This is a genomic window from Rhodanobacter sp. MP7CTX1, assembly GCF_014205795.1.
Lineage (GTDB): Bacteria > Pseudomonadota > Gammaproteobacteria > Xanthomonadales > Rhodanobacteraceae > Rhodanobacter.
This window is the reverse complement of the sequence record NZ_JACHCN010000001.1, coordinates 56,294-80,543: the sequence shown is the minus strand read 5'-3', so window position 1 is coordinate 80,543 and position 24,250 is coordinate 56,294. Positions and strand designations below refer to the sequence as shown.

Here is a 24,250-nt window from a genome sequence, read left to right as displayed (position 1 = left end):
GATGGCGCATGATACCCTTTGCCGTTCATTTACCGCGAATCGAGCACCAGCGCATGGCCCTTTCCTCCTCGCAGATCCGTTACCTGCGCAGCCTCGCCCACGATCTGAGCCCGGTTGTCCTGCTCGGCGCCAAAGGCGCCACCGAGGCCGTTGTGAAGGAGTTGGGCCAAGCGCTGGACATTCACGAGCTGGTCAAGGTGAAGCTGTCTGGCGGTGACAAAGATGAACGGCAGGCACAGATCGATGTGCTGACCGGTGGCACCCAAGCCGAAAAAATCCACCAGATTGGCCATGTGGTCGTGCTGTTCCGCCGCAACGCCGACGAGCCGAAAATCGCCCTGCCACGCTAATGGACCTGTCGCTCGAACGTCCCGAAGGGTATTTGTCCGTGCGCCGGGTCGGCGCACGCAGCATCACCCTGATCGATCGCGAGCTCGACAAGAGTTTCCTGCTGGCACCGGACCGGGCGATCGAGAACTGGCCCGTCGACACCGCCAGTGCGCTGGATGCCAGTCACGTCGAGGCGTTGCTGGCATTGCAGCCGGAACTGGTCATCCTGGGTACCGGTGAACGGCAGATCTTTCCGGCGGCGGTTTTCATGGCCGGCTTTCTGCGCAAAGGCATCGGCATCGAAGTGATGGATAACGCTGCTGCGGCGCGTACCTATAACCTGCTGGCTGGTGAAGGGCGGCAGGTTATCGCGGGATTCATCCTGCCTTCCGGCTGATCGTTTTTCGATTTTCGAGCGCAACTGGCGCACGCAGCCCTGATGGAGTGCGCGTAAACTTTCGCCGGCCTCATTGCCCTTGTGAGAGCGGCTTCAGTCGCGATGCTCTGGCTTTGGCTTTGCTGTTTGGCTCGCCGCAGAGCCCAAGAGCAAAGCCACAGCATCGCGACTGAAGTCGCTCCCACAAGGGCTACCCCACAAGACCTATTCGCGCACAGGGTGCGCTCCTACGCGCTATTTCAGCGCGGCGGCAGATAGCCCAGCGGGTCAACCGGGTTGCCGTCCTTGCGTATCTGGAATTCCAGCTCGCTGCGCGTCGCGCCACTGGAGCCCATTTCGGCAATTTGCTGGCCAGCGCTGACCCGCTGACCTTCCTTGACCATGCGCTTGCTGTTGTGGCCATACGCAGACAGGAAGCTGTCGTTGTGCTTGATGATCACCAGTTCACCGTAGCCGACCAGGCCGTTGCCGCTGTAGACCACCACGCCATCGGCGGCAGCGCGCACCGAGTCACCGGTATTGCCTGCGATCTCGACGCCGGGAATGGAGTCACCGCTCTGGAAACGTTTGATCAGGCTGCCCTGGGCAGGCCAGCGCCAGGTCACCCCACTGGCGGTGCGAGAAGGCCCCGCGACAGCCGCTGGCACCTTCGCCGGCGGTGGCACCGCTGCCGGCGAAGGTGAGGGCACGCCTGCCACCGGCACCACAGTTACGGCGGTAGCAGCCACGGCAGGCACCACGGAGGCGGCTGGAGGCACAGGGGCTGCTGTATTCGGCACCTTCGCCGTGCTGGAGGCAGCGGCAGGCTCCTCCACGGGCTCGAACGCAGGGGCCGGGGCGATCGTCGATGGCGGAGGCGGCGCCGCATGGGGATGCTCAACGGGAACCGGCGGAGGCATCGGCGGGGCCGTGCCCGCGATATGCACAGGAACAACAGGCGACGGCGCCGACGGTGCGGCAACCACGGTGCCCGACACCTGCAATTTCAGCCATTGCCCGGGCCAGATCGTGTAAGGCGCGGAGACTCCGTTCCACTGCGCCAGGTCGCGAAAATCCACGCCGTTGCGGAAGGCGATTGAATACAACGTGTCGCCCTTGACGACCTGGTAGCTGCCGCCAGGAATCGGTGTGCGGGCGTGTGCAACAGGCTGGCTGTGACCGCCGGTAGCCGGCTCGACCACGACCGAGCTGCGCATGGTGCTGCAGGCAGCGAGCAGCACGGATGCGGCCATCGCGGTAACGAGTTGAAGGTATCGATCCATGCTGGTCAGCATACCGAGGCGGAACAGCTTTTTCATACAAGACGCTCCACAGGGTGACTCACGCTCAACGCGGCCAGAGCCACCAGATCAGCAGCAGGCCGAGCAGTACCAGCACGGCCCAACCGATCCACTCGATATATTTGTGCAGTACGCGTTCGGCACGCTCGCCAAACAAACGAATCAACAGCGCCAACAGCCAGACGCGTTTGCCGCGGCCAAGCGCGATGCACGCAAGGAACGGCAGCACCGGCACGCCGATAATGCCGCAGGCCCAGGTGACGAATTTCATCGGTACCACCGGCTGCAGCGCGGCCAGGATCAGCACGCCGAACATGCCCCACCGATGCTCGGCCATCTGCGTGCCCAGGCTCGTCACGCCCAGCTCGATCGGCGCCAGCAGGTGCAGCGAACCGAGCAGCGGTCGCAATGCCTGAAACGCCCAGTGACCCAGCGCGTAACCGACGAGTGCACCGAGCAGCGAACACAGCAGGCTGATATTGGCGTAGCGAAATGCCTTGTGTCGCTTGCCGAGCATCATCGGCGCCAGCATCACCTCTGGCGGAACCGGAAAGATGAAGGCCTCGACAAAGCTGAGCCCGGACAAGTAATACAGCGCACTTGGCTCGCGCGCCCAAATCAATGCACGCGCATAAAGTTTCCCGAACAAACGCATCAGCCGATTCCACCAAGCAGCGGCACGAAACTGACCGCTCCGAGTTCCTCCTGGATGAAATCGCCGTGCCCGTCGCCACGCATGCGTATCAGCATCTGCTGGCTGGGTGAACCCACTGGTGCCACCAGCACGCCGGTCGGGCTCAATTGATCAAGAATCCGGGTGGGAATGGTGTCGCCGGCAGCCGTGAGGATGATGCCGTCGAACGGCGCCTCGTCCGGCCACCCCAGTTTGCCGTCGTCGTGGCGCGTACGCAGGTTGGTCAGGCCGAGCTGACGAAAGCGACGGCGCGCCTGGCGCAGCAATTCCTCGATCCGCTCCACCGTGAATACCTGCGGTACCAGCGCGGCCAGCACCGAAGCCTGATAACCCGAACCCGTGCCGATCTCCAGCACCTTCTGCGGGATGCCGAACTCGATCAGCGCCTCGGTCATGCGCGCCACCACCCATGGCTGCGAAATGGTCTGGCCATGGCCGATCGGCAGCGCGGTATTTTCGTAGGCGCGTGAATGCAGCGCCTGGTCGATGAAGTGATGGCGCGGCACGTTGCGGATCACCTCGATCACACGTGGATCGCGGATACCGCCCTCTTTCAAACTGGCCACGAGACGATCTCGTGCACGCTGCGAAGTCATCCCCTCACCTTTGAGGTCCGCGGCCGGCAATGGATAAACGTTCATGGTTCAGGCCGCCTCATCGCTGATGTTACGACCACTAGCCATGTCGTCGCTCAGTGCCTGCATCCAGCTGCTGACTTTTTCCAGCGCCTGGAAACGGGTCAGGTCGACGTGAATCGGCGTAACCGACACAAACCCACGCTGTACAGCGTCGAAATCGGTGCCGGGGCCAGCGTCGTCTACCTCACCGGCCGGGCCGATCCACCAGATCGGGCGGCCGCGCGGATCGGTCTGCGCAATGCACGGCGCGGAGCGATGGCGGCGACCCAGCCGGGTCACTTCGAAACCCTCGATGTCTGCCCACGGCCGGTCCGGCACGTTGACGTTGAGGATGGTGTCGGCCGGCAGCGGATCGACCAGCAGGCGCTGCATCAACAGCAACACCGCCTGGGCGGCCGAGTCGTAGTGCACGCCCTTGTGATCCTGCGTCACCAATGACACTGCAATCGCCGGCAACCCGAGGAAGCGCCCTTCCATGGCCGCCGACACCGTGCCGGAATAAATCACATCATCGCCAAGATTCGCCGAATTGTTGATGCCGGACACCACGATGTCTGGCTCCTCATCCAGCAACCCGGCCAGCGCCAGATGCACGCAATCGGTTGGCGTGCCAGCCACGCGGTAATAACCGTTGCCCATCGGCAAGACCCGCAACGGCGCATCGAGGGTGAGCGAGTTGCTGGCGCCGGAACGATCGCGATCGGGCGCCACCACGGTTACCTGGCCGACCGCGCCGAGGCGTTCGGCGAGTACGCGGATGCCCGGTGCATCCACGCCATCGTCGTTACTTACCAGAACTCGCATGATGCTCCGTCGAAAACTGACTGCGGACGCGCCTGTCCAAGACTCCAATGCCCATGAGTCCACAGGGCGCGTTCCAATCCTGAAGTCTACCGGAGCGTGCCCACGGTTTCACACGGATCGGCGGCGATTTTGCAATTCGCTACCCGAGGCGCGCTTTGGTTAGCATGGCAGCATGAAGCGGCGCGTCCCCACTCCGATCGACGATGATGACAGCCGCCTGTTTCGCGAGGCTATTGGCGACGTGCGCCGACTCGACCCGGTGGCCGCACCGCCGGCTCCCGCCAGGCCCGCGCCACATCCGCACATGCTCGAAGCCGACGAAGCGGCGGTGCCGGGCGAGTTGCTCGACATGGCATTCGATCCAGCCATGCTCGAGGTTGGCGAGGAACTGAGTTACCTGCGTGACGGCTACTCGCCCAAGCTGCTGCGCCAGCTCAAACGAGGCCAGTTCAGTGTGCAGGACGATCTGGACCTGCACCAGATGAACGCTGCCGCGGCGCAAGCCAGCATCGTCACCTTTCTGGCTGAGGCGAAACAGCATGGGCGGCGCTGCGTGCGCATCGTGCACGGCAAGGGGCTGCGCTCGCGTGCTGCCGGACCGGTATTGAAGGGTCTCACCGATCGCCTGCTGCGCAGACGCGATGACGTGATTGCCTTTGCCTCGGCACGGCCGGCACTGGGGGGAACCGGGGCCGTGGTTGTGCTGCTAAAGGCTTGAGTCGAGTAACCGCGAAAACGTGCGGGCAAATGTATGCACGTCGCCCGGCCAGCGGGCCGACACGTAGTTGCCGTCCTGCACCACGAAAGCCGGTGTGTCATCGCCGAGGCGGTCGCGGACCAACCCGCTACGCTTGCGCGAGGCATGCGCCGCGTCAGCGGAGACATCCAGGAAATCTTCAGGTCGCGCCAGTGCCCGTGTCACTTCCTGCTGAACCGACATATAGCCGCGTGGCTGACCGCTGCGCTCGCTGTAGGTGCGGTAATACTGCGGCTCCCAAAATCGGCTGATGCGCGCAAGCGACCACGCGGATTTTTCCAGCGCCCAGGTCAAGGCCGTCGTACGTCGACCGAACAGCACCGAGCGATCGCTGCCAGCAACATAGCTGCGCGCCGCAAGCAGCACGCCGTGGCAGATCGCGCCCACTGGCTTGTCTGCCGCGAAGAAGCGAGCCACTACACCCTGCAGCAGACTCGACTCGAGATACTCCTGCATGCCGCGAGCACGGTGGCCGCCGGGCAACAGCAGGCCGTCGAAAGCCGTTGGCTCAATTGCATCCCAGCGCAAAGGGAAACGGAAATTCGCGTCGCGCTCCAACGCTGCATAAGCATGCCGGGCGTCGCGATTGGCACGCAGAAGTAGTCCGATCAATGGCAATGCGCGCAAGCCGGGAATCCATCCCCAGAGATCGAGCCCACGACCATCGAGCATCAAGGTATCTGCCACGCCGGGCCGTCCATCGGGCGTCGCGAAGGAGACGCGATGTCCGACGTCTGTCAGCACACGCCAGCTGATCGCGACTTCGCTTGGATCGAAGTCGCGCGATGGAATCGGCATCAGCACGCTGGCCATGCTCAGCCCTCAATCGCCGCCAGCTCGCGCACCACCACCGTGGCGTAGGCGCCTGCCGGTAGCTCGAACGCCAGCTCGAGTGCGTTGTCGTCCAGCCAGCGCCATTTCAAGTCCCGCGGCAGCAACCGCAGCGGGCGGCGCTCCTGGTCCATGCGCGCTGCCGCCACGCCTTCAGCCAGATCGCTGGAAGCCGCAGCCACCTCGCGCTCCAGAGCACCCGCATCGCCCACGGTGGGCGGCTCGCCCTGGCCCCACAACGGGCCGGACGGGTGAATATCGGCTCGCGACAGGCGCTCGGCCAGCACATCGCTGAACGGTTCCGGCCCGAACCAGGAGCGCGAGCCGGCCAGCGACCAGATCTCGCCATCCAGTGGCGTATCCCAGGCGCCACGCTCGACCCGTGCCGCCAACACGTTGTTGAAGATCTGCGAACGCGCGGCCGACAGCAGGAACGAACGCTTGTCGCGATCGACCCGACGTCCCGCAAACATCGCGCGGGCCTGCGCCACGTTGCCGCCTTCGCGGCCGAACCGTTGTTCACCGAAATAGTTCGGTACACCGCGTGCGGCGATCTGCTGCAGTACCTGCTCGGCAGCACCTCGATCGCCCTGCACCTCGCGCAGCACCAACACGAAACGGTTGCCCCGCAGCGCACCGCGCTTGAGCTTGCGCGAATGTCGCGTTGCGGCCAGTACTTTCACATCGGGATGCGGAAACGTCGACCAGTCGGGGTCGGGTTTTCCGGCCAGCTGCACCGAGAACGTCTGGCGTGTCACTGCGTGGCGATCCTTCAACCCCGCATAGCCCACCGCGACCGGCGAAACACCGGCAAACTTCGCCAGTTCGCGCGCGACCCAGTCGGTATTCGCGCCGCGCTTTTCCACCCACAGCAACGCATGCTCGCCCTGCCCTTCGGCGTCATAACCGAGGACTTCCTCGACGCGGAAATCCTCCGGTGTGCTGCGCAGATGGGCAGCCAGCGATGGCGCGCCGTAAGCGCGTGGAAGTTCAAGTTCGGAAGAAGACATCTTGCTCCACCGGTCATGCCGGCTTGTGAATCGAAATGTTTCGAGAGCGACTCAGCCGCGCTCCAGCAGCACGCAGGCTTGCGCCGCGATACCTTCACCGCGACCGGTGAAGCCGAGTTTCTCGGTGGTGGTGGCCTTGATGCTGATGCGGCCGATGTCGCAGTCCAGGTCGGCGGCGAGGTGCCCGCGCATCGCCTGTGCGTGCGGGGCAATTTTTGGCTTCTCGCCGATCACGGTGATATCTGCGTTGCCGAGCGCGTAGCCGTGCTGCGCCATCAGCATCGCCGCATGGCGCAGGAACTGCCGGCTGTCGGCATCGCGCCAGCGCTCGTCCGTCGGCGGAAAATGCATGCCGATATCACCCAGCGCCAGCGCGCCGAAGATCGCATCGCACAGCGCATGGATCACCACGTCGCCGTCCGAATGCGCGACTACCCCGTGACTATGCGGCACACGCACGCCGCCCAAGGTCACGTGGTCGCCGTCACCGAACGCATGCACGTCGAACCCGCTACCGATACGCATCACACCGTCCTCGTCAGGAGAAACTCGGCGAGCGCAAAATCCGCCGCCGTCGTCACCTTGATATTGTCTTCGGCACCCTCGACCAGCAACGGCGCGAAACCGGCTAACTCCATCGCCATCGCCTCATCACTGACTTTCAGGCCACGCCGCACCACATCGCGCAAAGCGGAAGTCAGCTCACCACGTCGAAACATCTGCGGGGTGAACGCACGCCAACGCTCGTCGCGCGATTCGGTGGCGATGCTATGCCCTGCTGCATCGGCACGCTTGAGCGTGTCGCGTAGCGGCGCACCCAGCAGGCCACCATCTGCTGCCGTACCCAGATCGATCAACTTGCCGATATCCGCCTGCCTGACGCAGGGCCGCGCGGCGTCGTGGACCAGCACAAATTCGTCGACAGCGACGTCCACTGGGAGCGCCTCGATCCCAGCCAGAACCGAATCACTGCGCTCAGCTCCGCCTACCGCTGTGAGGACCGGCTTGCCATTGAGTGTGGTGAACCCAGGCCAATGCCCATCCGACGCACCCAGTGTCACCAGCAATCCGGCAATCCGTGGATGCGCAGCGAGTCGATCAAGCGTGTGCTGAATCAATGGCCTGCCCGCCAGCGGCAAGTACTGTTTGGGGCAATCCGAGCCGACTCGCGTGCCGCGTCCAGCGGCCGGCACCACGCACCACAACATCGCCACGCTCATGATGGGCACGCTCTCATGACGGGCACGATCTCATGGCTGGCCCGTGGACGCGGCAGCTGGTGGCGGTGTGCTCCCGCCATTGGCAGGCTTGTCGACCACCTGGTAGAAAGTTTCGCCTGGCTTGATCAAACCCAGTTCGGTGCGCGCGCGTGCCTCGACGGCCTGCTCGCCGTGCTTGAGATCAAGCACATCGGCGCCCAGTGCCTGGTTGCGCTGCAGCAGCTTTGCGTTCTCGTCAGCCTGCTTCTTCACCGCCACGCGCAAGCTGTCTACTTCATGCATGCTGCCATTGCCGGACCACAGCTTCAGCTGCAGTCCGATCAGGACCAGGATCAGAATGAGGGCGATCCAGCGCAACATGGGCGGTCGATATCCCCGCTCAGCCGGGCAGGCGCGTCAGGTTGGGAAACGCGTTGCGGCCGGCATACCGCGCTGCCGTACCGAGCGCCTCCTCGATGCGCAGCAGCTGGTTGTACTTGGCCACACGGTCGCTGCGACACAGCGAGCCGGTCTTGATCTGGGTCGCGGTGGTCGCCACGGCGATATCGGCGATGGTGGTGTCCTCGGTTTCGCCCGAACGATGCGAGATCACCGCTGCGTACTTCGCGGCGTCGGCCATCGCGATGGTTTCCAGGGTCTCCGACAACGTGCCGATCTGGTTCACCTTGATCAGGATCGCGTTGGCAATGCCGGCATCGATGCCTTTGCGGAAGATCGCCGGATTGGTGACGAAATTATCGTCGCCGACCAGTTGCACGTCTTTGCCAAGACGCTCGGTCAGCAACTTCCAACCTTCACTGTCGCCCTCGGCCATACCGTCTTCGATGGTGATGATCGGGTATTGCTTGGCCCAGCTGGCAAGCACATCGACGAACTGCGCCGGCGTATATATCTTGCCCTCGCCCTCGAGATCGTAGTGACCGTTCTTGAAGAACTCGGAGCTGGCCGCGTCAAGGCCCAGCAGGATTTCACTGCCGATCTTGTAACCGGTGGTGTTGACGGCCTCGAGAATCGTGTCGAGCGCTTCGATATTTGAGCGCAGGTTCGGCGCGAAGCCGCCCTCGTCGCCCACGGCGGTGCTCAGGCCCCTGCCTTTCAGCACGCTCTTCAGCGCATGGAAGATTTCCGCGCCGGCGCGCAACGCCTCGGCAAAGTTCGACAAGCCGACCGGCAAGATCATGAACTCCTGCACGTCGACGTTGTTGTCGGCATGCGCGCCGCCGTTGATGATGTTCATCATCGGCACCGGCAGCGCACCGGGCTTGCCGTTCGACAGATAATTCCACAACGGTTCGTCGCGCGAAGCAGCAACGGCATGTGCGGCTGCCATCGAAACGCCGAGTAGCGCGTTCGCGCCCAGATGACCCTTGTTCGGCGTGCCGTCCAGCGCGATGAGCTTGGCGTCCAGCCCCTTCTGGTCAGCTGCATCAAACCCATTCAGCGCCTGGGCAATCGTCGTATTGACGTTGGTCACCGCATTCTTGACGCCTTTGCCCGCATAACGCGACTTGTCGCCATCGCGCAGCTCGACCGCTTCGCGCGAACCGGTCGAGGCGCCGCTCGGCACAGCAGCGCGACCGAAGCCGCCGTCCGCGAGGGTGACTTCGGCTTCCAGCGTGGGATTGCCGCGCGAGTCGAGGATTTCACGGGCGTGGATGCGGGTGATCAGAGTGCTCATGCAGTGTCCGTTAGCTTGATTAAATGGTGATATTGGATACACGGTGACGGTGCTCGATTGCTCAAGACCATTCCGTGCAAGACAGTTCCTGTCAAGACAAACCCTGCTCCAGGAAGCCGTGCCGCTTGGTCACGGCGTCCAGTTCCAGCAGAGTTTCCAGCAGCGCTTCCATTTTGCCCAATGGCCACGCGTTCGGGCCATCGCTGAGTGCCTTGCTCGGATCGGGGTGCGTCTCGGCGAACAGCCCTGCCACACCGACCGCGACCGCCGCACGCGCGAGCACCGGCACGAATTCGCGCTGGCCACCGGAGCTGGCACCCTGCCCGCCGGGCAACTGCACTGAATGCGTGGCATCGAAAACGACCGGGCAGCCGGTATCGCGCATCACGCTGAGCGAGCGCATGTCCGACACCAGGTTGTTGTAGCCAAAGCTGGCGCCGCGCTCGCACACCATGATGTCGTCATTGCCCACGGCCTTGGCCTTCGCGACGACATGTTTCATGTCCCACGGCGCCAGGAACTGGCCCTTCTTGATGTTCACAGGTTTGCCGGCGCGCGCGACCTTCTGGATGAAGTCGGTCTGCCGGCACAGGAACGCTGGCGTCTGCAGTACGTCGACCACCGCAGCCACTTCGTCCATCGGCGTGTATTCGTGCACGTCGGTAAGCAAGGGCACGCCGATCTGCCGCTTCACTTCGGCGAGGATCCGCAGACCCTCTTCCATGCCCGGTCCGCGAAAGCTCTCGCTGGATGAGCGATTCGCCTTGTCGAAGCTGGACTTGAAGATGAAGTTGATACCGAGCCGGCCGGTGATTTCCTTGAGCGTGCCGGCGGTGTCCAGCTGCAGCTGCTCGGACTCGACCACGCAGGGACCGGCAATCAGGAACAGTGGCTGGTTCAGCCCGATCTCGAAACCGCACAGCTTCATGCGATCGACTCCTGTGCCAACCGGTGACCATCGCGCACCGCCTTGAACTCACGCGCGGCAAGGATGAAGCCGCTGAACAGCGGGTGGCCGTCACGCGGCGTCGAGGTGAATTCCGGATGCGCCTGGCAGGCGATGAACCATGGGTGCTGCTGCTGCGGCAGCTCGATCATTTCCACCAGCAGGTCGTCCATCGACTTGCCGGAAATCACCAGGCCCAGATCCTCGAACGATTGGCGATAGCGGTTGTTGAACTCGTAGCGATGGCGATGGCGTTCGCGCACCACGTCCTGGCCGTACAGTTCGCGTGCCAGCGTGCCCGACTTCAAACGGCACTCCTGTGCACCGAGGCGCATGGTGCCGCCCATGTCGGAACGCTCGTTGCGCTGCTCGATGTCACCCGTGGTGGTGGTCCATTCGGTAATCAACGCGATGACCGGATCCGGCGTATTGCGGTCGTTTTCGCTGGAATCGGCCTCGGCGAGTCCGGCTACGTGGCGTGCGAAATCGATCACGGCCGCGTGCATGCCGTAGCAGATGCCGAAATACGGCACGCCACGTTCCCGCGCGTATCTGGCGGTCAGAATCTTTCCCTCGAAGCCGCGCTTGCCGAAACCGCCCGGCACCAGGATCGCATCGACGCCGGCCAGCGCCTTGGCGGCACCGTCAGCCTCGATCTGCTCGGCGTCGACCCAATGCAGGTTGACCCGGGTTTCCTGTTTGATACCGCCATGGCGCAACGCTTCGCCGAGCGACTTGTAGGCATCCTTGTGCTCGACGTACTTGCCGACGATGGCGACGGTGACCTCGTCTTTCGGGCGTTCCATCGCGTCGACCGTGCGCTGCCAGCTGGACAGGTCGGCCGGGCCGGCATCGAGGCCGAGGCGCTTGACCACGATCTCGTCCAACCCCTGCTGATGCAGCCACAGCGGTTGCTTGTAGATGATGTCGACGTCGGTGGCGCTGATCACCGCGTTCTCGGGCACGTTGGTGAACAAGGCGATCTTGCGCCGTTCGCTCTCGGGCAGTTGCTGTTCGCAACGGCACAGCAGGATGTCCGGCTGGATACCGATCGAGCGCAGTTCTTTCACCGAGTGCTGGGTCGGCTTGGTCTTGATCTCGCCGGCAGCCTTGATATACGGCACCAGCGTGAGATGCATGAACACGACCTTTTCCGGGCCGTGCTCGATGCGCAGCTGACGAATCGCCTCCAGGAACGGCAGCGACTCGATGTCGCCGACGGTGCCGCCGATCTCGACCAGCGCCACGTCGAAGCCACGCGTGGCCTCGTGGATGCAGTGCTTGATCTCATCGGTGATGTGCGGGATCACCTGCACCGTGGCGCCGAGATAGTCGCCGCGGCGCTCCTTGCGAATCACCGACTCGTAGATCTTGCCGGTGGTGATCGAATTCTTGCCGGTCAGGCGGGTGTGCACGAAGCGCTCGTAGTGACCGAGGTCGAGGTCAGTCTCGGCACCATCGTCGGTGACGTAGACCTCACCGTGCTGGAAGGGACTCATCGTGCCCGGATCCACATTGATGTAGGGATCGAGCTTCATCATGGTGACTGATAGCCCGCGCGCCTCAAGAATGGAAGCGAGCGACGCCGCAGCAATGCCCTTGCCAAGCGAGGACACCACACCGCCGGTGACGAAAATCAGGGGGGTCATGGAAAGCAGCCGTGCTGGAAATTAGGCATTTTAGCTGCAGAAGCGCTCCACTGCGAGATGGCATCGAACAATTCGCCATTTTGATTCAGCCCAGGAGCCCCTGAGCGGGGATGAAACGGCCATTGATCGCCTGCTAGCATGCCCCAATGAGCAATCCGATCCCCGCCCGTCTCGCCGCCCTGCGCGCGGCCATGCAGCAGCATCGCGTCACCGCCGTGCTGGTTCCCACCGCCGATCCCCACCTGTCCGAATATCTGCCTGAACATTGGCAGGCACGGGCCTGGCTGTCCGGCTTCGACGGCTCGGCCGGCAGCTTGATCGTCACCCAGGAGCATGCCGGCCTGTGGACCGATTCGCGCTATTTCTCCCAGGCCGAGCAGCAGCTGGCCGGTAACGGTGTCCAGTTGATGAAGCTTCGGGTACCGCATGCCGCGGAACACCTGGAATGGCTGCAGCAGCATCTGCACGATGGCGAAGTGCTGGCCGTGGCCGGCGACAGCATCGCGTTGACCACCCAGCGACAGATCGAACGCCGGTTGTCCGAGACCCATGCCATCCTGCGCACCGATCTGGATCTGCCTGGCGAGGTCTGGGCGGATCGACCCGCCCTGCCCCAGGCGCCGGTGATCGAACATGACCCGGCCTATGTCAGCGTCCCGCGTGCCGACAAGCTCACCCGCTTGCGCAACGCCATGCGCAAGCTTGGCGCCACGCACCATCTGCTTTCCAGCCTCGACGATATCGCGTGGCTGACCAACCTGCGCGGCAGCGATGTCGAATGCAATCCGGTGTTTCTCGCCCACCTTCTGGTGGAAACGCGAGGCCGCGCCACGCTGTTCGTCCAGCGCGCCAAGCTCGGCGATGCGCTGGTCGCCGCACTCGCGGCCGACGGCATCGAGATCGCCGATTACGCCTCGATCACCTCGGCACTGAACGAACTCGGCGCGGCCGACACCCTGCTGCTGGACGGCAGCAGGATCGTCGACGCGATTGGCGCGGCGATCCCGCCGGTGGTCCATCGAATCGAGGCGGCCAATCCCAGCACCGCGTTCAAGGCGCGCAAGAATGCCGCCGAACTCGACCATATCCGCGAAGTGATGCGTTGCGATGGCGCGGCGCTGGTATGCGCGTTTCGTCGACTGGAGCAGCGGCTGGCCGCCGGCATGACCCTGACCGAGCTGGACGTCGACAAGCTGCTGGTCCAGGAGCGTTCGAACCAGCCCGGCTACCGTGGCGAGAGCTTCGCCACCATCGCCGGCTATCAGGCCAACGGCGCGCTGCCGCATTACCGCGCCACCCCGCAGTCGCACAGCACGCTGCAGAGCAAGGGACTGCTGCTGATCGATTCGGGCGGCCAGTATCTCGGCGGCACCACCGACATCACGCGGGTGCTGGCGCTCGGTCCCACTACCGGTGAACAGCGCCGCGACGCGACCCTGGTGATGAAAGGGATGATCGCGCTGAGCCGCGCACGCTTTCCCAAGGGCGCCAGCGGTCCGCAGCTGGATGCGCTTGCTCGTGCGCCCTTGTGGGCGAGCGGCATGGATTATGGCCACGGCACCGGCCACGGCGTGGGCTACTTTCTCAATGTGCACGAAGGTCCGCATGGCATTCGCCCGCCGGTTACCTGCGGTGCGCTGGTGCCGCTGGAGCCCGGCATGATCAGCTCGATCGAGCCGGGGCTGTACAAGCCCGGCCGGCACGGCATCCGTCATGAAAACCTGGCGGTGGTTGTCGAAGCGGAGCAGACGGAATTCGGCGAGTTCTACGCCTTCGAAACACTCACGCTGTGCCCGTTCGACCGCCGCGCGCTCGAGATTGGCCTGCTCAACCCAGAAGAACGTGCCTGGCTCGACGACTACCACGCCGGGGTGCGCGCTGCGCTCAGTCCGCTACTGGAGGGCTCCGATCTGGAGTGGCTCAATCGGCACTGCGCGCCGCTGTAAGGCGCCCTTTACCGTCATTCCTGCGAAGGCAGGAATGACGAGTTGCGTCTACGCTGCATCAGCCGATCCAGCACACCATCAAGTGCGCTTTGGCGGTACCAGCTTCAGCCGGGTGGACGTAGCCTGGGGCAGATTCGGACACAGCAGGTGCTGGATCTCGTCTGCCTTCAACGGATAGGAATACAAATAACCCTGCCCTTCGACACAGCCGGCGCGCAGCAGGAAATCATGTTGCGCCTCGGTTTCGATGCCTTCGGCAATGGTGCTCAGGCCCAAACTCTTCGACATCGCCAGCATCGCCTCGGCAATCGCCACATCGTTTGGATCGCCCGGCAGTCCGGTGACGAAGGAACGGTCGATCTTCAGATACGCCACGGCCGGCAACTTCAGGTAGGCCATCGAGGAATAGCCCGTACCGAAATCGTCGATCGCCACGTCGATGCCCAGCGCATGCAGGGTCTGCATGGTGCGCTCGGTGTCATCGCCAAGGCGCAACATCGCGCTTTCAGTGATCTCCAGCAGTAGCCGCCGCGCCGACAACTGCCTGGATTGCAAGGTGTGAGTCACTCCTTCCACGAAGGCCGGATGGCCAAACCAACGCGCCGAAATATTGACCGCCACGCGGATATGCGGCACGCCGGCCCGGTCCCACGCCTGGATCTGCGCACAGGCGGCCTGCAGCACCCATTCGTCGATACGCCGGATCATGCCCAGGCTTTCGGCCACCGGAATGAACTCGGCGGGCAAGACTTCGCCGCGCTCCGGATGCTTCCAGCGCAGCAGCGCTTCCACCGCCACGATGCGTCCCGTGCGCAGTTCGATGCTGGGCTGGTAGACCAGATGGAATTCATTGCGGGCCAACGCCTGGCGCAACTCGGTCGCCAGTTGCAGGCGCCGACGGGTATCGGCGTGCATCATCGGGGTGTAGAAGCGGAACGCGTTGCGCTCCTCGGTTTTCGCCGTATACATCGCGGCGTCGGCATTGGCGATCAACGTCGCCGCATCGATGCCATCCAGCGGATAGCCGGCCACGCCGATACTGGCGCTGAGCACGATTTCGTAGTCGTCCACGATCAGCGGTTCGGACAGGGTGGCGAGCATGCGACTGACGATCGCCCTGGCATCCTCCCGCAGACTCAGCCGGGGCAGCAGCACGGTGAATTCGTCACCACCGATGCGCCCTGCCACATCGTCATCGGACAACTGGCGTCGGATACGATCGGCCACCTTCACCAGCAGGCGATCGCCGATCGCGTGGCTGTAGCTGTCGTTGACGATCTTGAACGCGTCCAGGTCGATAAACAGCACGACCGCTGCCAACCTCTCGCGCTCGGCAATCGCGATCGCATCGGCGCAGTGCCGTTCGAATTCGGCCCGATTCACCAGCCCGGTCAGCGGATCATGTCGCGCCAGATGCTCCAGGCGACGCTGATTGAGCTTGGCGGTCTGGATGTTGGTGAATACCGCGACGTAATAAAGTACTTGATGGTCCGCATCGCGGATGATGCTGATGCTCAGGTGTTCCGGATAGGTCTCGCCGTTCCGGCGTGTGCTCAGCACTTCACCATGCCAGTTGTGGCCAGCGGTGATGACTTCCCAGATGGAGTTCGGCAGCGGCGCACCACTAGGCAGGGTGCGGGTGCTGTCGAAGCGCTTGCCAAGCAGCTCCTGGGCAGTGAATCCGGTGATCTCGGTATGTGCGGCATTGGTCGAGATGACCCGGCGGTCGGCATCGGCGATGATCACGCCTTCGGCAATGCTGGCCAGCGCCTCCGCGGCAACCCGACGCTCCTGCTCCATCGCCACACGCTCGGAGATGTCGCGAATGATGGCTTGGCGCACGGGCCGCTCACCCCAGTTGGCCAGGCTGCTTTGCGTCTCCACCAAGCGCGTGCTGCCAGCTTCGCCCAGCAGGATGTTGCTTGTGGCACGGCCATTCTGCTGCCCTGAAAGGGACTGCTTGAACAGGTGCACGAAACGGTCGCCAATCAATTCATCGGTGTCGCGCCCGGTCCATGCCGACGTAGTCCGGTTGACGTCGAGAATCCGCCCACTGGCTTCGTCGACCATCACGATCGCGTCGGCGGCGCTGTCGAACAGCAGGCGGTAGCGCTCTTCGCTGCCGCGGATGCTTTCCAGGATCCTGCGCGCCATGCGTACCCACAGCAGCGCCGCGATGCCGAAGGCACCCAGCACACCCCAGAACAACAATTGGCCGAGCCATACGGCGCCGCGCACCATCTCGATCGAAAATAGATTTGTGCGCGGCTCCATGTACACATTCAGTGCATTGATGCGCGCGTGTTGCCGGGCGATCTCCGCAGGCGATGGTGCGCCCATGCTGTGGGCACGCTGCAATTCATCCGCGATCTGACCAAGTTCGATCAGCGACGCATCAGTGGATCGCCACGCCTCAAGTGCTTCCTTCATGTGCGGGGCATCGGAAAAATACTGCAACATGAACGTCATGCCGGGTTGCGCGGCCGGCATGATGTTGCCCCTGGTGAATACCTTTGTGATCTCCTGCTGGCTGAAATGACCCGATGCGATCGCATCACGACCGCTGCGGTCGGATTCGAGCAAGCCATAGTTGCGCCGGAAATCGGCGAGGTCCTCGGCCTCGCCATTAAGTGCATAGTTGTCGAGATCGATCACAGCCTGCTTCTGGGCCTTGGACCAGACACTCTCGCTGTTGAGGAAGCCAGCGAGAGTGAGCTGAACCTGAAGCACGCCCCATGTCAGGGCCATAATCAATGCGATGGCAACCGCCAACGCATAAGCCAGCGGCATCAAGCGTCGTGACAGAGGTCGTTGCTGATTGTTACCCACGAAACGCATCGCATGCCTATCTGGTTGATCACGCAGCGGTCTCCCGCTGTTTCAGTTTGTTGCTAGCTGCCGTCAAGCCGCGGCTTCATTGGCCACCCAAAGATTCCGACACGTCCGTATGCAGCGGTCACCCAGCAGGATCATGCTCATGTAGCTTCGCTTGATGCATTCGCCTAGATGTGCCACGTCGTCGACCGACGGTGTCTCACCCATCAGCGTACACACTATATCCAATGCCTCCCACGGATGGACATCATCGTAGGCAGCGTGCAGGTGCAACCAGCGCAGACTGGATGCCCGGATCGCCGGATCGAAGCTCTCCCGGTACTTTGTACTCTCGTAAATCATCTGCGACCACTCGCCAGTGACTCCCTCGATGGCGTAGTTGGTCGCCACGATGCCTGCCGCCAGGGTACCGCGGGCACTGATGTCTTCACACCACTTGACCAGGCCGTCGGTGCCATGGGGCGCCACGCCGTGCAGCAGTTCCGCGCGCGGAACCCCTGCCCCCTCGGCCCAGTTGAGCCAGTATTCGGCATGGTTCTGCTCGACCCGGATGTTGCGCACGAGCCAACGGCGAGCCATATCATCGCCGGGACTTCGGCCATAACGGGTCTTGAGCAGGTTCAGCGCCATGAAGCTGGGGAACCGTTCGATGAAGGGCCACAGGCCCATCATGAAGTTGCGGACGGACTCCTGGTCGAGCTGCAGCTCGGTCATCATGGACCAGATGTCGTGATCCAGAACGCGCTGCTTGGTGCTTGCGCAGTCCGCGATCATGTCCTGGGCCCACTGCGGGTAGCTGGTCAGTTCGGCCAAGGGACCGGTACGCTCAAAACGAGTATTCATGTAATTCTCCTAAGGGGTTGTGGCTTCAATGGGTACTGCTTCAGTTGGCCGACACAAAGTTCCTGCTGCCGGTCGTAATCGGGCATCAAAATGCGATACCGGAAACCTTTGAATTCGTGCTCTGGGACCAGTCCCATGGTGTTCCCCCTGTTTACATAGTCGATGTCGCCGCCTCCCGAGCTGTCGCGGGTGATGGGTGGCTGAAACCGGCCATGCGAAATTGAGCGTACTGCTGTCGCGTATCGCACAAGTGAACGGACTTAACGCTTCCAGGTGCTGGCATGGCCTACCGCGCTGCGGTCGCTTCACTTGCGTGGATAGGGAAACTGGATCAGCCTCCAGGCTGCTGTCTGCATTGAATCGCTTCGTATGGACGGCCATTTCCCGCCAACGTGCCGGAGATCGAATCGATGAAACGCCTTGTCTGGTCTGCCGCAATATCACTGCTGCTGGCTGCTCCCGTGGTCGCGCATGCGGCGGATGGGTACGTCACTGGAAACGTGAACCTGCGCGCCGGTCCCGATGCGCAATACCCGCTCATCCGCACGATCCCGGCTGGTTCGGCGGTTTCTGTTCAGGGTTGTACGGCTGGTTGGGAATGGTGCGACGTGATCGTCCCTGGCGGTCGCGGCTGGGTGGACGGCTACTACATTCAGTACCAGTATCAGAATCAGCCCGTGGCGTTGCCCACCTACGGAGCCCAGATCGGCATCCCTATTGTCACCTTCGTGATTGCCACCTACTGGAACAACTACTACCGCAACCGGCCGTTCTACCGCCAACGCGACAGCTGGTACAGCCGCCCGATCCCACACCGGCCGCCACCGCGGCCGATCCGCCCCCCATCGGGACATCGTCCGCCTCCGGTCAGGCCGCGTCCACCCGTCAATCCTCCCCCGCGGCCAAAGCCGCCGACCAGTGGTCGGCCAAAACCGCAGCCCAAGCCGCAGCCGCAGCCACCGGGCAACCGTCCGCAACCCGGTCAGCGACCGCCACCACGGCCGACCCCGCCGGGTAGTGGCCCGGCAAAACCACCGTCTACCCAGCCTGTCAAAGGTCCGACCAACAAGCCTGGGAGCAACCGTCCGGCGCCGCCGACCAACGGACAACAACCAGCTAAGCCAAAGCCCAAGCCTAATCCGTCTGCCAATAACGGCGGGCAATAGGCCTGCTGCGTCAGGAGCGCGATGCACGGAGATGGCCAAGTCAGCTGTGCATCCTGCTCAAGCTAATGCCGCTCATTTGGCCTGGACTTCTGCGTCGCGGCCAATCGCACTGATCTGCGCCGCTTCAAGCACGGCGCGGATTCGATCGACTCCCAGCGCGCCGCGTCGGGCGACAGCGAGCATCGCCCGGCCGACGATCTGCGTACTCAACACCGTATTCGGCAGCAAGCAGCGCAACAGCGGCAGCAGCGGCCATGCCAGCGTGTAGAACCAGCGATAGGAACCCGTCTTGGAGCGGATGCCGTGCAGCGGCTGGATGATGCCGGGTCGGAACACGTATACCGCCTTGAATGCCAAGCCCTTCAAAGCATTCTCGGTGCGCCCGCGCACTCGTGCCCACATCGTCTTGCTGGTCTCGCTGCTGTCCGCGCCCGCACCGGAAACGTACACGAAAGTCATCTGCGGATTGAGCCGTGCCAGCGTTTGCGCGGCTGTCAGCGTGAGGTCATGGGTAAGCCGGGTGTACTCGCCCTCACTCATGCCGGATGAAGTCACGCCGATGCAGAAAAAGCACGCATCGAAGTTCGTCAGATCAGCCTCAATGGCGCTGTAGTCGAACAAGTCCCCGTGTACCAGTTCGCGCAGCCTGGGATGTTGCTGTCCGGTCGCGGTGCGACCGATCGTCTGCACCCGTGCCACATCGTCGGCGAGCAGGCATTCGCGCAATGCGCCCTGACCGACCATGCCGGTAGCACCGAACAGCAAGACATTCATGGGTCGCATCCTCGAATAGTGTGAACAGCGTCACAGAATAACCGTGCTCAGTGCAAGACACCGATGCGTTCCCGCACTGCGCCGCCCCTGCATACCGAAGCCCAAACCTGCGCCGACCCGGCCCTGGCGACCGCGCTCAAACATGCGAACATGCGCGAACATCAATGTCTGGTCGGGGGCGTCATGAACAGCAGGATTCTTGCGGTGGTTTGCCTGAGTGCGTGGATCGCAGGCGCGGCTCATGCCGGCGACGCGACAGGCACCCCACCGAAATACGGCAGCTGGGGTTACGACGCCGCTGGTGCCGACATGACCTCCAAGCCTGGCAACAATTTCTTCCGCTATGCCAATGGCACCTGGCTGGATCGCACGCCGATCCCGTCCGACAAGCCCGGCGTCAGCCTGCGCCTGCTGATCACTGACCTTACCGAGCAACGCCTGCATTCGATCATGGAGTCGGCGGCGACGCATGCAACCGCTCAGCCCGCCACACTGCAGGACAAGGTGGGGGCGTTCTATCACTCGTTCATGGACGACGCTCACGTCGAGGCGCTGGGCGCGAAACCGATCGCGCCTCAGCTCGATGCCGAGCGTCAGGCGACTACCCGCGATGCGCTGGCGGCGCTGATGGGCCGCACCAATGTCGACTTTGAGGGCTCGCTGTTCAATGTCGGCATCGATGTCGATCTGAAGGATCCGAAACGCTATGCCGTCTATGTGGGTCAGGCCGGCCTCGGCCTGCCCGATCGCGATTACTACCTCAAGCCCGAATTCGCGAAGCAGAAGGCGGCGTACCAGGCCTATGTCAGCACGCTGTTGACGCTGGCCGGCTGGACTCATCCCGAGACGGCCGCGACCGATGTGGTGGCATTCGAGACGGCGATCGCTCAGGCGAGCTGGAGCAAGGTCGAACAGCGCGATCCGGTGGCAACCTACAACCCGATGAGCATTGCCGAACTGCAGCAATTCGCGCCCGGTTTCGCGTGGCCTGCGTTTCTCAAGGCGCAGCACCTGAGCGATCTGGATCGCATTGTGGTTGGCGAGAAAACCGCGTTCCCGAAACTTGCCGCACTGTATGCGAATACACCCGTGGCAACGATCCAGGCATGGCAGGCGGCGCGCATTGCCGACAACGCCGCGTTCTACCTGTCCCAGCCGTTCCAGAACGCGTATTTCGATATGCACGACAAGACCCTGTCAGGCCAGCAGGCGCAAGCCGTGCGCTGGAAGCGCGGCGTGCATGCCGTGTCGGGCGGCGACTGCAGCGCCGGCGAGCGGCTGGACTGCTTCGGCAACCTGAGCTGGGCCGTAGGTCAGCTATTCACCGACCAGTATTTCCCGGCGTCCTCCAAGGCGAAGATCGAACAGCTGGTCACGAACCTCAAGGCTGCCTACCACGCGCGCATCCAGAATCTGGACTGGATGAGCCCGCAAACCAGGCAGGAAGCGCTGCGCAAACTGGAAACCTATACGATCAAGGTCGGCTACCCGGACCATCCACGCGACTACTCGCACCTCATCGTTCGCAGCGATGACCTGACCGGCAACGTGACGCGTGCCGCCGACGCGGACTGGATGTTCTATGTGGATCGGCTGAACGGTCCGGTCGATCGCAGTGACTGGTCGATGACGCCGCAGACCAACGATGCCTACAACGGCAGCCTGCGCGACATCGTGTTCCCGGCCGGCATCCTGCAGCCACCGATCTTCGATCCGAATGCCGACCCGGCGATCAACTACGGTGCGATTGGTGCCGTGATCGGCCACGAGCTCACCCATGGCTTTGACGACGAAGGCCGCAAGATCGACGCCGATGGCGTATTGCGCGACTGGTGGACAGCGGCCGACGCGACCGCGTTCGAGGCGCGTGCGAAAAAACTCGGCGCGCAGTATTCCGCGTTCGAGCCGTTGCCCGGCGTGCACATCAACGGTGACCTGACCATGGGCGAGAACATCGCCGATCTCGGTGGCCTCACCTTGGCGCTGGACGCTTATCACGCTTCCCTGCACGGCAAGCCTGCGCCCGTGCTCGACGGCATGACGGGCGACCAGCGTGTATTCCTGGGCTGGGCACAGGCATGGCGCGGCAAGCTGACCGACGACGCGATCCGGCGCCAGGTCACCAGCGACCCGCATTCGCCGCGCGCGTTCCGCGTCAACGGCGTGGTGCACAACATCGACGCGTGGTACGACGCCTATGGTGTCAAACCTGGCGACAAGTTGTATGTCGCACCGGCCGACCGTGTGCAGATCTGGTAAAGCCGCTGAGATGAGTCTGCGGCTCGCCGGCGAACTATCCGGCGAGCCCAGCAGCAACGAGACTCTTTGCTAACCGCCCTGCACCCGCGTAAACCCATCGGCACTCCACGCCTCACTGCCCACGCCATGGTGCACAAAGAACAGGCCATGCGGATCGTAAGTCTGCTTCACCGCAGCCAGCTTCGGGTAGTTCGTACCCCAGAACGCGGTCTGCCACGCACGCTCGAAGAAGTCACTTTCCGAAACATACGAGCCAGCCCCGGGCGCAACACGTAGCAACTCTGTCATCGCCCGGCTAACCCCCGCAGCGTCTGCCCGCGCAGCAGCCAGATCCGGCTGGGCGCCCGGCATGCCGGGAAATGCAGGGGAACCCTCGGCCGCGATGATGGCCAACGCAAACGCATCCAGCACGGCCGGATTCGTCGCGGTGTCTTTCGCGGCGGCGATCTCATCGGCAGGAGCCCCGGCGAGCCCCTTGTTGAAATGGAAGGCCATTTGCCAATGCCGCGTGGTTGCGAACACGGCATCGACCAGCGCGGACTGTCGATCCTGGCGCAGCAGCGACGCGGGAATCCACGCCGATTTGTAACCGTGCAGAAACTGCGCCACCTGACCCTGGTCGCCCCTCCACAGCACATGATCCCGTGGCGCATCGGGCCGGTCATCTGCGACCTGGATTCCCGGTGCGTGCTGCCGGAAAAATTCAGCGTCCCACATGTGCTGTGCCGGCAGGCCCATGAACTGGACCGGCTCGGCGAAGGCATAGTCCTTGTTTGCACCCACCCAGTCGAAAAATGGCGCCCAGATTTTCTCCACCTGTGGCTGGGTCAGGCCCTGGAACACCATGGAGATCTTCAGCGTGTTCTCGCTCTTGAAAACCATCTGCTCACCCCAGTGCGGATTGAACAGATCGCTTTGATAGAAACTGATCGCCTTCGCAATCAAGGCCCGATAAGCCTCGTCCGAGGACGCCTTGATCGCGGCCGCCACCGCGCCGAAAAACTCGGGCAGCTCGCGCGTACGCAAGGTCAGCCGGGTGATCACGCCCAGACTGCCACCGCCGCCACCCTTGATGCCCCAGAACAGATCCGGGTTGGTGCAGGCGTTGGCGATACGCACCGTGCCATCGGCCGTGACGACCTCCGCCTCCAACAATCCTGCCGCCGCCGTGCCGTAGTTTTTCGAGAAGCTGCCAAACCCGCCGCTCTGCACGAGACCGGCGACACCCACCGTGGTGCAGCCACCGCCTTGCACGTAGCGGCCACCGTGGGTGGTCACCGCGTCATAGGCATCGATCCACATCGCGCCCGCGCCGACCGATACCGCTGGCTGCGGCGCCTGCTTGCCTGCGCAACCATGACCCACGAACGCATCGTGCAAAGTGACGTCGTTCATATGTCGCGTCCATACCAGCAATGAATCCGCGGCATCCGACGTACCCTGATAGCTGTGACCACCGCCTTTGACGACCAGGCGCAAGTGGTGCTCGCGCGCAAAATTGACGGCGGCGACGACATCCGCCGTATGGCTGGCAGCGACCGCGTAAGCGCTCGGATGCGAGGTCCAGGCATCGACCCAGCCACTGGTCTGGGTCAACGCGGGCTGGTCGCCGATGAAGTACGGATTCTTCAGATGCTTGAGCGCGTCGCCGCAGGCCGCATCTGCAGGCCCCGTTGCGCAGTTCGCGAACGGAGACTCCAGCCTGAGCAGACGTCCGCCGACGTCCCGCTTCAATCCGTCCCATGCAGCAATGGAAGGCCATCCTGGATCGCCCGGTCGCACGCGAGAGCGCAGCGCGCCGGCGGCTCCGGTACTGGCCCACGCTGTCGCGAACCGACCCTGAAAGATACCTGGCAAAAACGGGATCGCGATCGCGGCCTTGAGCAAGTCTCTTCGATTCATCAATGCATCCTCACCAGGTTGCTTGAAAGCCGTCACTGCCGCCACACGATACCTTCAAGCCGGCACCCAAAGTGTCGAATCCGGATCCCATCAAGGTAACTCCGGATGACATAAAGGGTTATGTGAACCGCTAAAAAAACACAGCCGGCTCCCCGCGCGCAAAGGCGCGATCGAGGCATTATTGCGAACGCGGTTACCCTTTCTCATGCTGCGGATTATTCAACCCGTCGGTTGTTGACGTCCCCAGGCACTGCGCGTAGCGTTAACGAAACTTCGCGTCCGTGCAGTCTT

22 protein-coding genes are annotated in these 24,250 nt (G+C 63.2%); 6 read left to right on the top strand and 16 right to left on the bottom strand.

The genetic code is table 11. The annotated features are described in order from the left end of the window. Positions 1–53: 53 nt before the first annotated feature. Both yhbY and HDE77_RS00360 read left to right on the top strand, forming a co-directional pair. Positions 54–350, top strand: a complete 297-nt coding sequence (gene yhbY, locus HDE77_RS00365) for a ribosome assembly RNA-binding protein YhbY (protein WP_184415059.1) — start codon at positions 54–56, stop codon at positions 348–350. Next, complete coding sequence (locus HDE77_RS00360) at positions 350–727, top strand: Mth938-like domain-containing protein (protein WP_184415057.1); 378 nt, start codon at positions 350–352, stop codon at positions 725–727. The genes yhbY and HDE77_RS00360 overlap by 1 nt, the downstream gene beginning before the upstream one ends. A gap of 239 nt (positions 728–966) precedes the next feature. Here HDE77_RS00360 and HDE77_RS00355 read toward each other — a convergent pair whose 3' ends face one another. The 4 genes from HDE77_RS00355 to surE are packed head-to-tail and all read right to left on the bottom strand — an operon-like array spanning position 967 to position 4,143. Next, positions 967–2,025, bottom strand: coding sequence for a peptidoglycan DD-metalloendopeptidase family protein (locus HDE77_RS00355; RefSeq protein ID WP_255482461.1), 1,059 nt, complete (start codon positions 2,023–2,025; stop codon positions 967–969). Between the two features lie 28 nt (positions 2,026–2,053). Further along, complete coding sequence (locus tag HDE77_RS00350; protein ID WP_184415055.1) at positions 2,054–2,662, bottom strand: VTT domain-containing protein; 609 nt, start codon at positions 2,660–2,662, stop codon at positions 2,054–2,056. Further along, complete coding sequence (locus HDE77_RS00345) at positions 2,662–3,342, bottom strand: protein-L-isoaspartate(D-aspartate) O-methyltransferase (RefSeq protein ID WP_184415053.1); 681 nt, start codon at positions 3,340–3,342, stop codon at positions 2,662–2,664. The genes HDE77_RS00350 and HDE77_RS00345 overlap by 1 nt, the downstream gene beginning before the upstream one ends. 3 nt (positions 3,343–3,345) lie before the next feature. Then, positions 3,346–4,143, bottom strand: a complete 798-nt coding sequence (surE, locus tag HDE77_RS00340) for a 5'/3'-nucleotidase SurE (protein ID WP_184415051.1) — start codon at positions 4,141–4,143, stop codon at positions 3,346–3,348. Between the two features lie 172 nt (positions 4,144–4,315). Between surE and HDE77_RS00335 the strand changes: the two genes are divergently transcribed. Continuing rightward, positions 4,316–4,861 (top strand): Smr/MutS family protein, encoded by a 546-nt coding sequence (locus tag HDE77_RS00335; RefSeq protein ID WP_184415049.1) that lies wholly within the window; start codon positions 4,316–4,318, stop codon positions 4,859–4,861. Here HDE77_RS00335 and HDE77_RS00330 read toward each other — a convergent pair. The 8 genes from HDE77_RS00330 to HDE77_RS00295 form a co-directional block, all read right to left on the bottom strand. After that, positions 4,850–5,713: a type 1 glutamine amidotransferase domain-containing protein gene (locus tag HDE77_RS00330; RefSeq protein WP_184415047.1), complete on the bottom strand. Its 864-nt coding sequence runs from the start codon at positions 5,711–5,713 to the stop codon at positions 4,850–4,852. The two genes, HDE77_RS00335 and HDE77_RS00330, sit on opposite strands and share 12 nt — an antisense overlap. A gap of 2 nt (positions 5,714–5,715) precedes the next feature. Further along, positions 5,716–6,741 carry a tRNA pseudouridine(13) synthase TruD gene (truD, locus tag HDE77_RS00325; RefSeq protein ID WP_184415045.1) on the bottom strand — a complete coding sequence of 342 codons (1,026 nt, stop codon included), beginning with the start codon at positions 6,739–6,741 and terminating at the stop codon, positions 5,716–5,718. 51 nt (positions 6,742–6,792) lie between these two features. Then, entirely contained in the window at positions 6,793–7,266 is a 474-nt protein-coding gene (ispF, locus tag HDE77_RS00320) for a 2-C-methyl-D-erythritol 2,4-cyclodiphosphate synthase (protein WP_184415043.1), read from the bottom strand. Next, entirely contained in the window at positions 7,266–7,961 is a 696-nt protein-coding gene (gene ispD, locus HDE77_RS00315; RefSeq protein WP_184415041.1) for a 2-C-methyl-D-erythritol 4-phosphate cytidylyltransferase, read from the bottom strand. The genes ispF and ispD overlap by 1 nt, the downstream gene beginning before the upstream one ends. A 30-nt stretch (positions 7,962–7,991) precedes the next feature. Further along, positions 7,992–8,321 carry a cell division protein FtsB gene (gene ftsB, locus HDE77_RS00310; protein ID WP_184415039.1) on the bottom strand — a complete coding sequence of 110 codons (330 nt, stop codon included), beginning with the start codon at positions 8,319–8,321 and terminating at the stop codon, positions 7,992–7,994. 19 nt (positions 8,322–8,340) lie between these two features. Then, positions 8,341–9,639 carry a phosphopyruvate hydratase gene (gene eno, locus HDE77_RS00305; protein WP_184415037.1) on the bottom strand — a complete coding sequence of 433 codons (1,299 nt, stop codon included), beginning with the start codon at positions 9,637–9,639 and terminating at the stop codon, positions 8,341–8,343. Between the two features lie 91 nt (positions 9,640–9,730). Further along, positions 9,731–10,567: a 3-deoxy-8-phosphooctulonate synthase gene (gene kdsA / locus HDE77_RS00300; RefSeq protein WP_184415035.1), complete on the bottom strand. Its 837-nt coding sequence runs from the start codon at positions 10,565–10,567 to the stop codon at positions 9,731–9,733. Then, a complete protein-coding gene (locus tag HDE77_RS00295) occupies positions 10,564–12,234 on the bottom strand; it encodes a CTP synthase (RefSeq protein ID WP_184415033.1) in 1,671 nt (556 codons plus the stop codon). The genes kdsA and HDE77_RS00295 overlap by 4 nt, the downstream gene beginning before the upstream one ends. A gap of 146 nt (positions 12,235–12,380) precedes the next feature. Here HDE77_RS00295 and HDE77_RS00290 point away from each other — a divergent pair, with 146 nt between their 5' ends. Next, positions 12,381–14,180, top strand: a complete 1,800-nt coding sequence (locus HDE77_RS00290) for an aminopeptidase P family protein (RefSeq protein ID WP_184415031.1) — start codon at positions 12,381–12,383, stop codon at positions 14,178–14,180. 78 nt (positions 14,181–14,258) lie between these two features. Here the strand turns inward: HDE77_RS00290 and HDE77_RS00285 are convergent, their stop codons facing one another. Both HDE77_RS00285 and HDE77_RS00280 read right to left on the bottom strand, forming a co-directional pair. After that, entirely contained in the window at positions 14,259–16,970 is a 2,712-nt protein-coding gene (locus HDE77_RS00285; RefSeq protein WP_184415029.1) for an EAL domain-containing protein, read from the bottom strand. Between the two features lie 111 nt (positions 16,971–17,081). Beyond that, positions 17,082–17,858: an iron-containing redox enzyme family protein gene (locus HDE77_RS00280; protein ID WP_184415027.1), complete on the bottom strand. Its 777-nt coding sequence runs from the start codon at positions 17,856–17,858 to the stop codon at positions 17,082–17,084. A 410-nt stretch (positions 17,859–18,268) separates the two neighbouring features. On the opposite strand from HDE77_RS00280, the gene HDE77_RS00275 reads away from it, so the two are divergent. Next, positions 18,269–19,024 (top strand): SH3 domain-containing protein, encoded by a 756-nt coding sequence (locus HDE77_RS00275; RefSeq protein WP_184415025.1) that lies wholly within the window; start codon positions 18,269–18,271, stop codon positions 19,022–19,024. A 72-nt stretch (positions 19,025–19,096) separates the two neighbouring features. Here the strand turns inward: HDE77_RS00275 and HDE77_RS00270 are convergent, their stop codons facing one another. Then, the gene (locus HDE77_RS00270) at positions 19,097–19,798 is read right to left on the bottom strand and encodes an NAD-dependent epimerase/dehydratase family protein (protein ID WP_184415022.1); all 702 of its coding nucleotides are present in this window, start codon (positions 19,796–19,798) and stop codon (positions 19,097–19,099) included. Between the two features lie 63 nt (positions 19,799–19,861). On the opposite strand from HDE77_RS00270, the gene HDE77_RS00265 reads away from it, so the two are divergent. Beyond that, positions 19,862–22,057, top strand: a complete 2,196-nt coding sequence (locus HDE77_RS00265; RefSeq protein ID WP_255482460.1) for a M13 family metallopeptidase — start codon at positions 19,862–19,864, stop codon at positions 22,055–22,057. 69 nt (positions 22,058–22,126) lie between these two features. Here the strand turns inward: HDE77_RS00265 and HDE77_RS00260 are convergent, their stop codons facing one another. Further along, positions 22,127–23,959, bottom strand: a complete 1,833-nt coding sequence (locus HDE77_RS00260) for an FAD-binding oxidoreductase (RefSeq protein WP_184415020.1) — start codon at positions 23,957–23,959, stop codon at positions 22,127–22,129. Positions 23,960–24,250 lie beyond the last annotated feature (291 nt).

Coding starts and splice junctions, on each gene's coding strand:
- HDE77_RS00345 (WP_184415053.1), bottom strand. CDS start 3,342: ATGAACGTTTATCCATTGCCGGCCGCGGACCTCAAAGGTGAGGGGATG.
- HDE77_RS00275 (WP_184415025.1), top strand. CDS start 18,269: ATGAAACGCCTTGTCTGGTCTGCCGCAATATCACTGCTGCTGGCTGCT.
- HDE77_RS00270 (WP_184415022.1), bottom strand. CDS start 19,798: ATGAATGTCTTGCTGTTCGGTGCTACCGGCATGGTCGGTCAGGGCGCA.
- HDE77_RS00355 (WP_255482461.1), bottom strand. CDS start 2,025: ATGAAAAAGCTGTTCCGCCTCGGTATGCTGACCAGCATGGATCGATAC.
- HDE77_RS00335 (WP_184415049.1), top strand. CDS start 4,316: ATGAAGCGGCGCGTCCCCACTCCGATCGACGATGATGACAGCCGCCTG.
- HDE77_RS00330 (WP_184415047.1), bottom strand. CDS start 5,713: ATGGCCAGCGTGCTGATGCCGATTCCATCGCGCGACTTCGATCCAAGC.
- HDE77_RS00295 (WP_184415033.1), bottom strand. CDS start 12,234: ATGACCCCCCTGATTTTCGTCACCGGCGGTGTGGTGTCCTCGCTTGGC.
- HDE77_RS00360 (WP_184415057.1), top strand. CDS start 350: ATGGACCTGTCGCTCGAACGTCCCGAAGGGTATTTGTCCGTGCGCCGG.
- yhbY (WP_184415059.1), top strand. CDS start 54: ATGGCCCTTTCCTCCTCGCAGATCCGTTACCTGCGCAGCCTCGCCCAC.
- HDE77_RS00260 (WP_184415020.1), bottom strand. CDS start 23,959: ATGAATCGAAGAGACTTGCTCAAGGCCGCGATCGCGATCCCGTTTTTG.
- ispD (WP_184415041.1), bottom strand. CDS start 7,961: ATGAGCGTGGCGATGTTGTGGTGCGTGGTGCCGGCCGCTGGACGCGGC.
- kdsA (WP_184415035.1), bottom strand. CDS start 10,567: ATGAAGCTGTGCGGTTTCGAGATCGGGCTGAACCAGCCACTGTTCCTG.
- HDE77_RS00350 (WP_184415055.1), bottom strand. CDS start 2,662: ATGCGTTTGTTCGGGAAACTTTATGCGCGTGCATTGATTTGGGCGCGC.
- HDE77_RS00280 (WP_184415027.1), bottom strand. CDS start 17,858: ATGAATACTCGTTTTGAGCGTACCGGTCCCTTGGCCGAACTGACCAGC.
- HDE77_RS00290 (WP_184415031.1), top strand. CDS start 12,381: ATGAGCAATCCGATCCCCGCCCGTCTCGCCGCCCTGCGCGCGGCCATG.
- ftsB (WP_184415039.1), bottom strand. CDS start 8,321: ATGTTGCGCTGGATCGCCCTCATTCTGATCCTGGTCCTGATCGGACTG.
- HDE77_RS00265 (WP_255482460.1), top strand. CDS start 19,862: ATGCGTTCCCGCACTGCGCCGCCCCTGCATACCGAAGCCCAAACCTGC.
- surE (WP_184415051.1), bottom strand. CDS start 4,143: ATGCGAGTTCTGGTAAGTAACGACGATGGCGTGGATGCACCGGGCATC.
- HDE77_RS00285 (WP_184415029.1), bottom strand. CDS start 16,970: ATGCCGCTGGCTTATGCGTTGGCGGTTGCCATCGCATTGATTATGGCC.
- truD (WP_184415045.1), bottom strand. CDS start 6,741: ATGTCTTCTTCCGAACTTGAACTTCCACGCGCTTACGGCGCGCCATCG.
- ispF (WP_184415043.1), bottom strand. CDS start 7,266: ATGCGTATCGGTAGCGGGTTCGACGTGCATGCGTTCGGTGACGGCGAC.
- eno (WP_184415037.1), bottom strand. CDS start 9,639: ATGAGCACTCTGATCACCCGCATCCACGCCCGTGAAATCCTCGACTCG.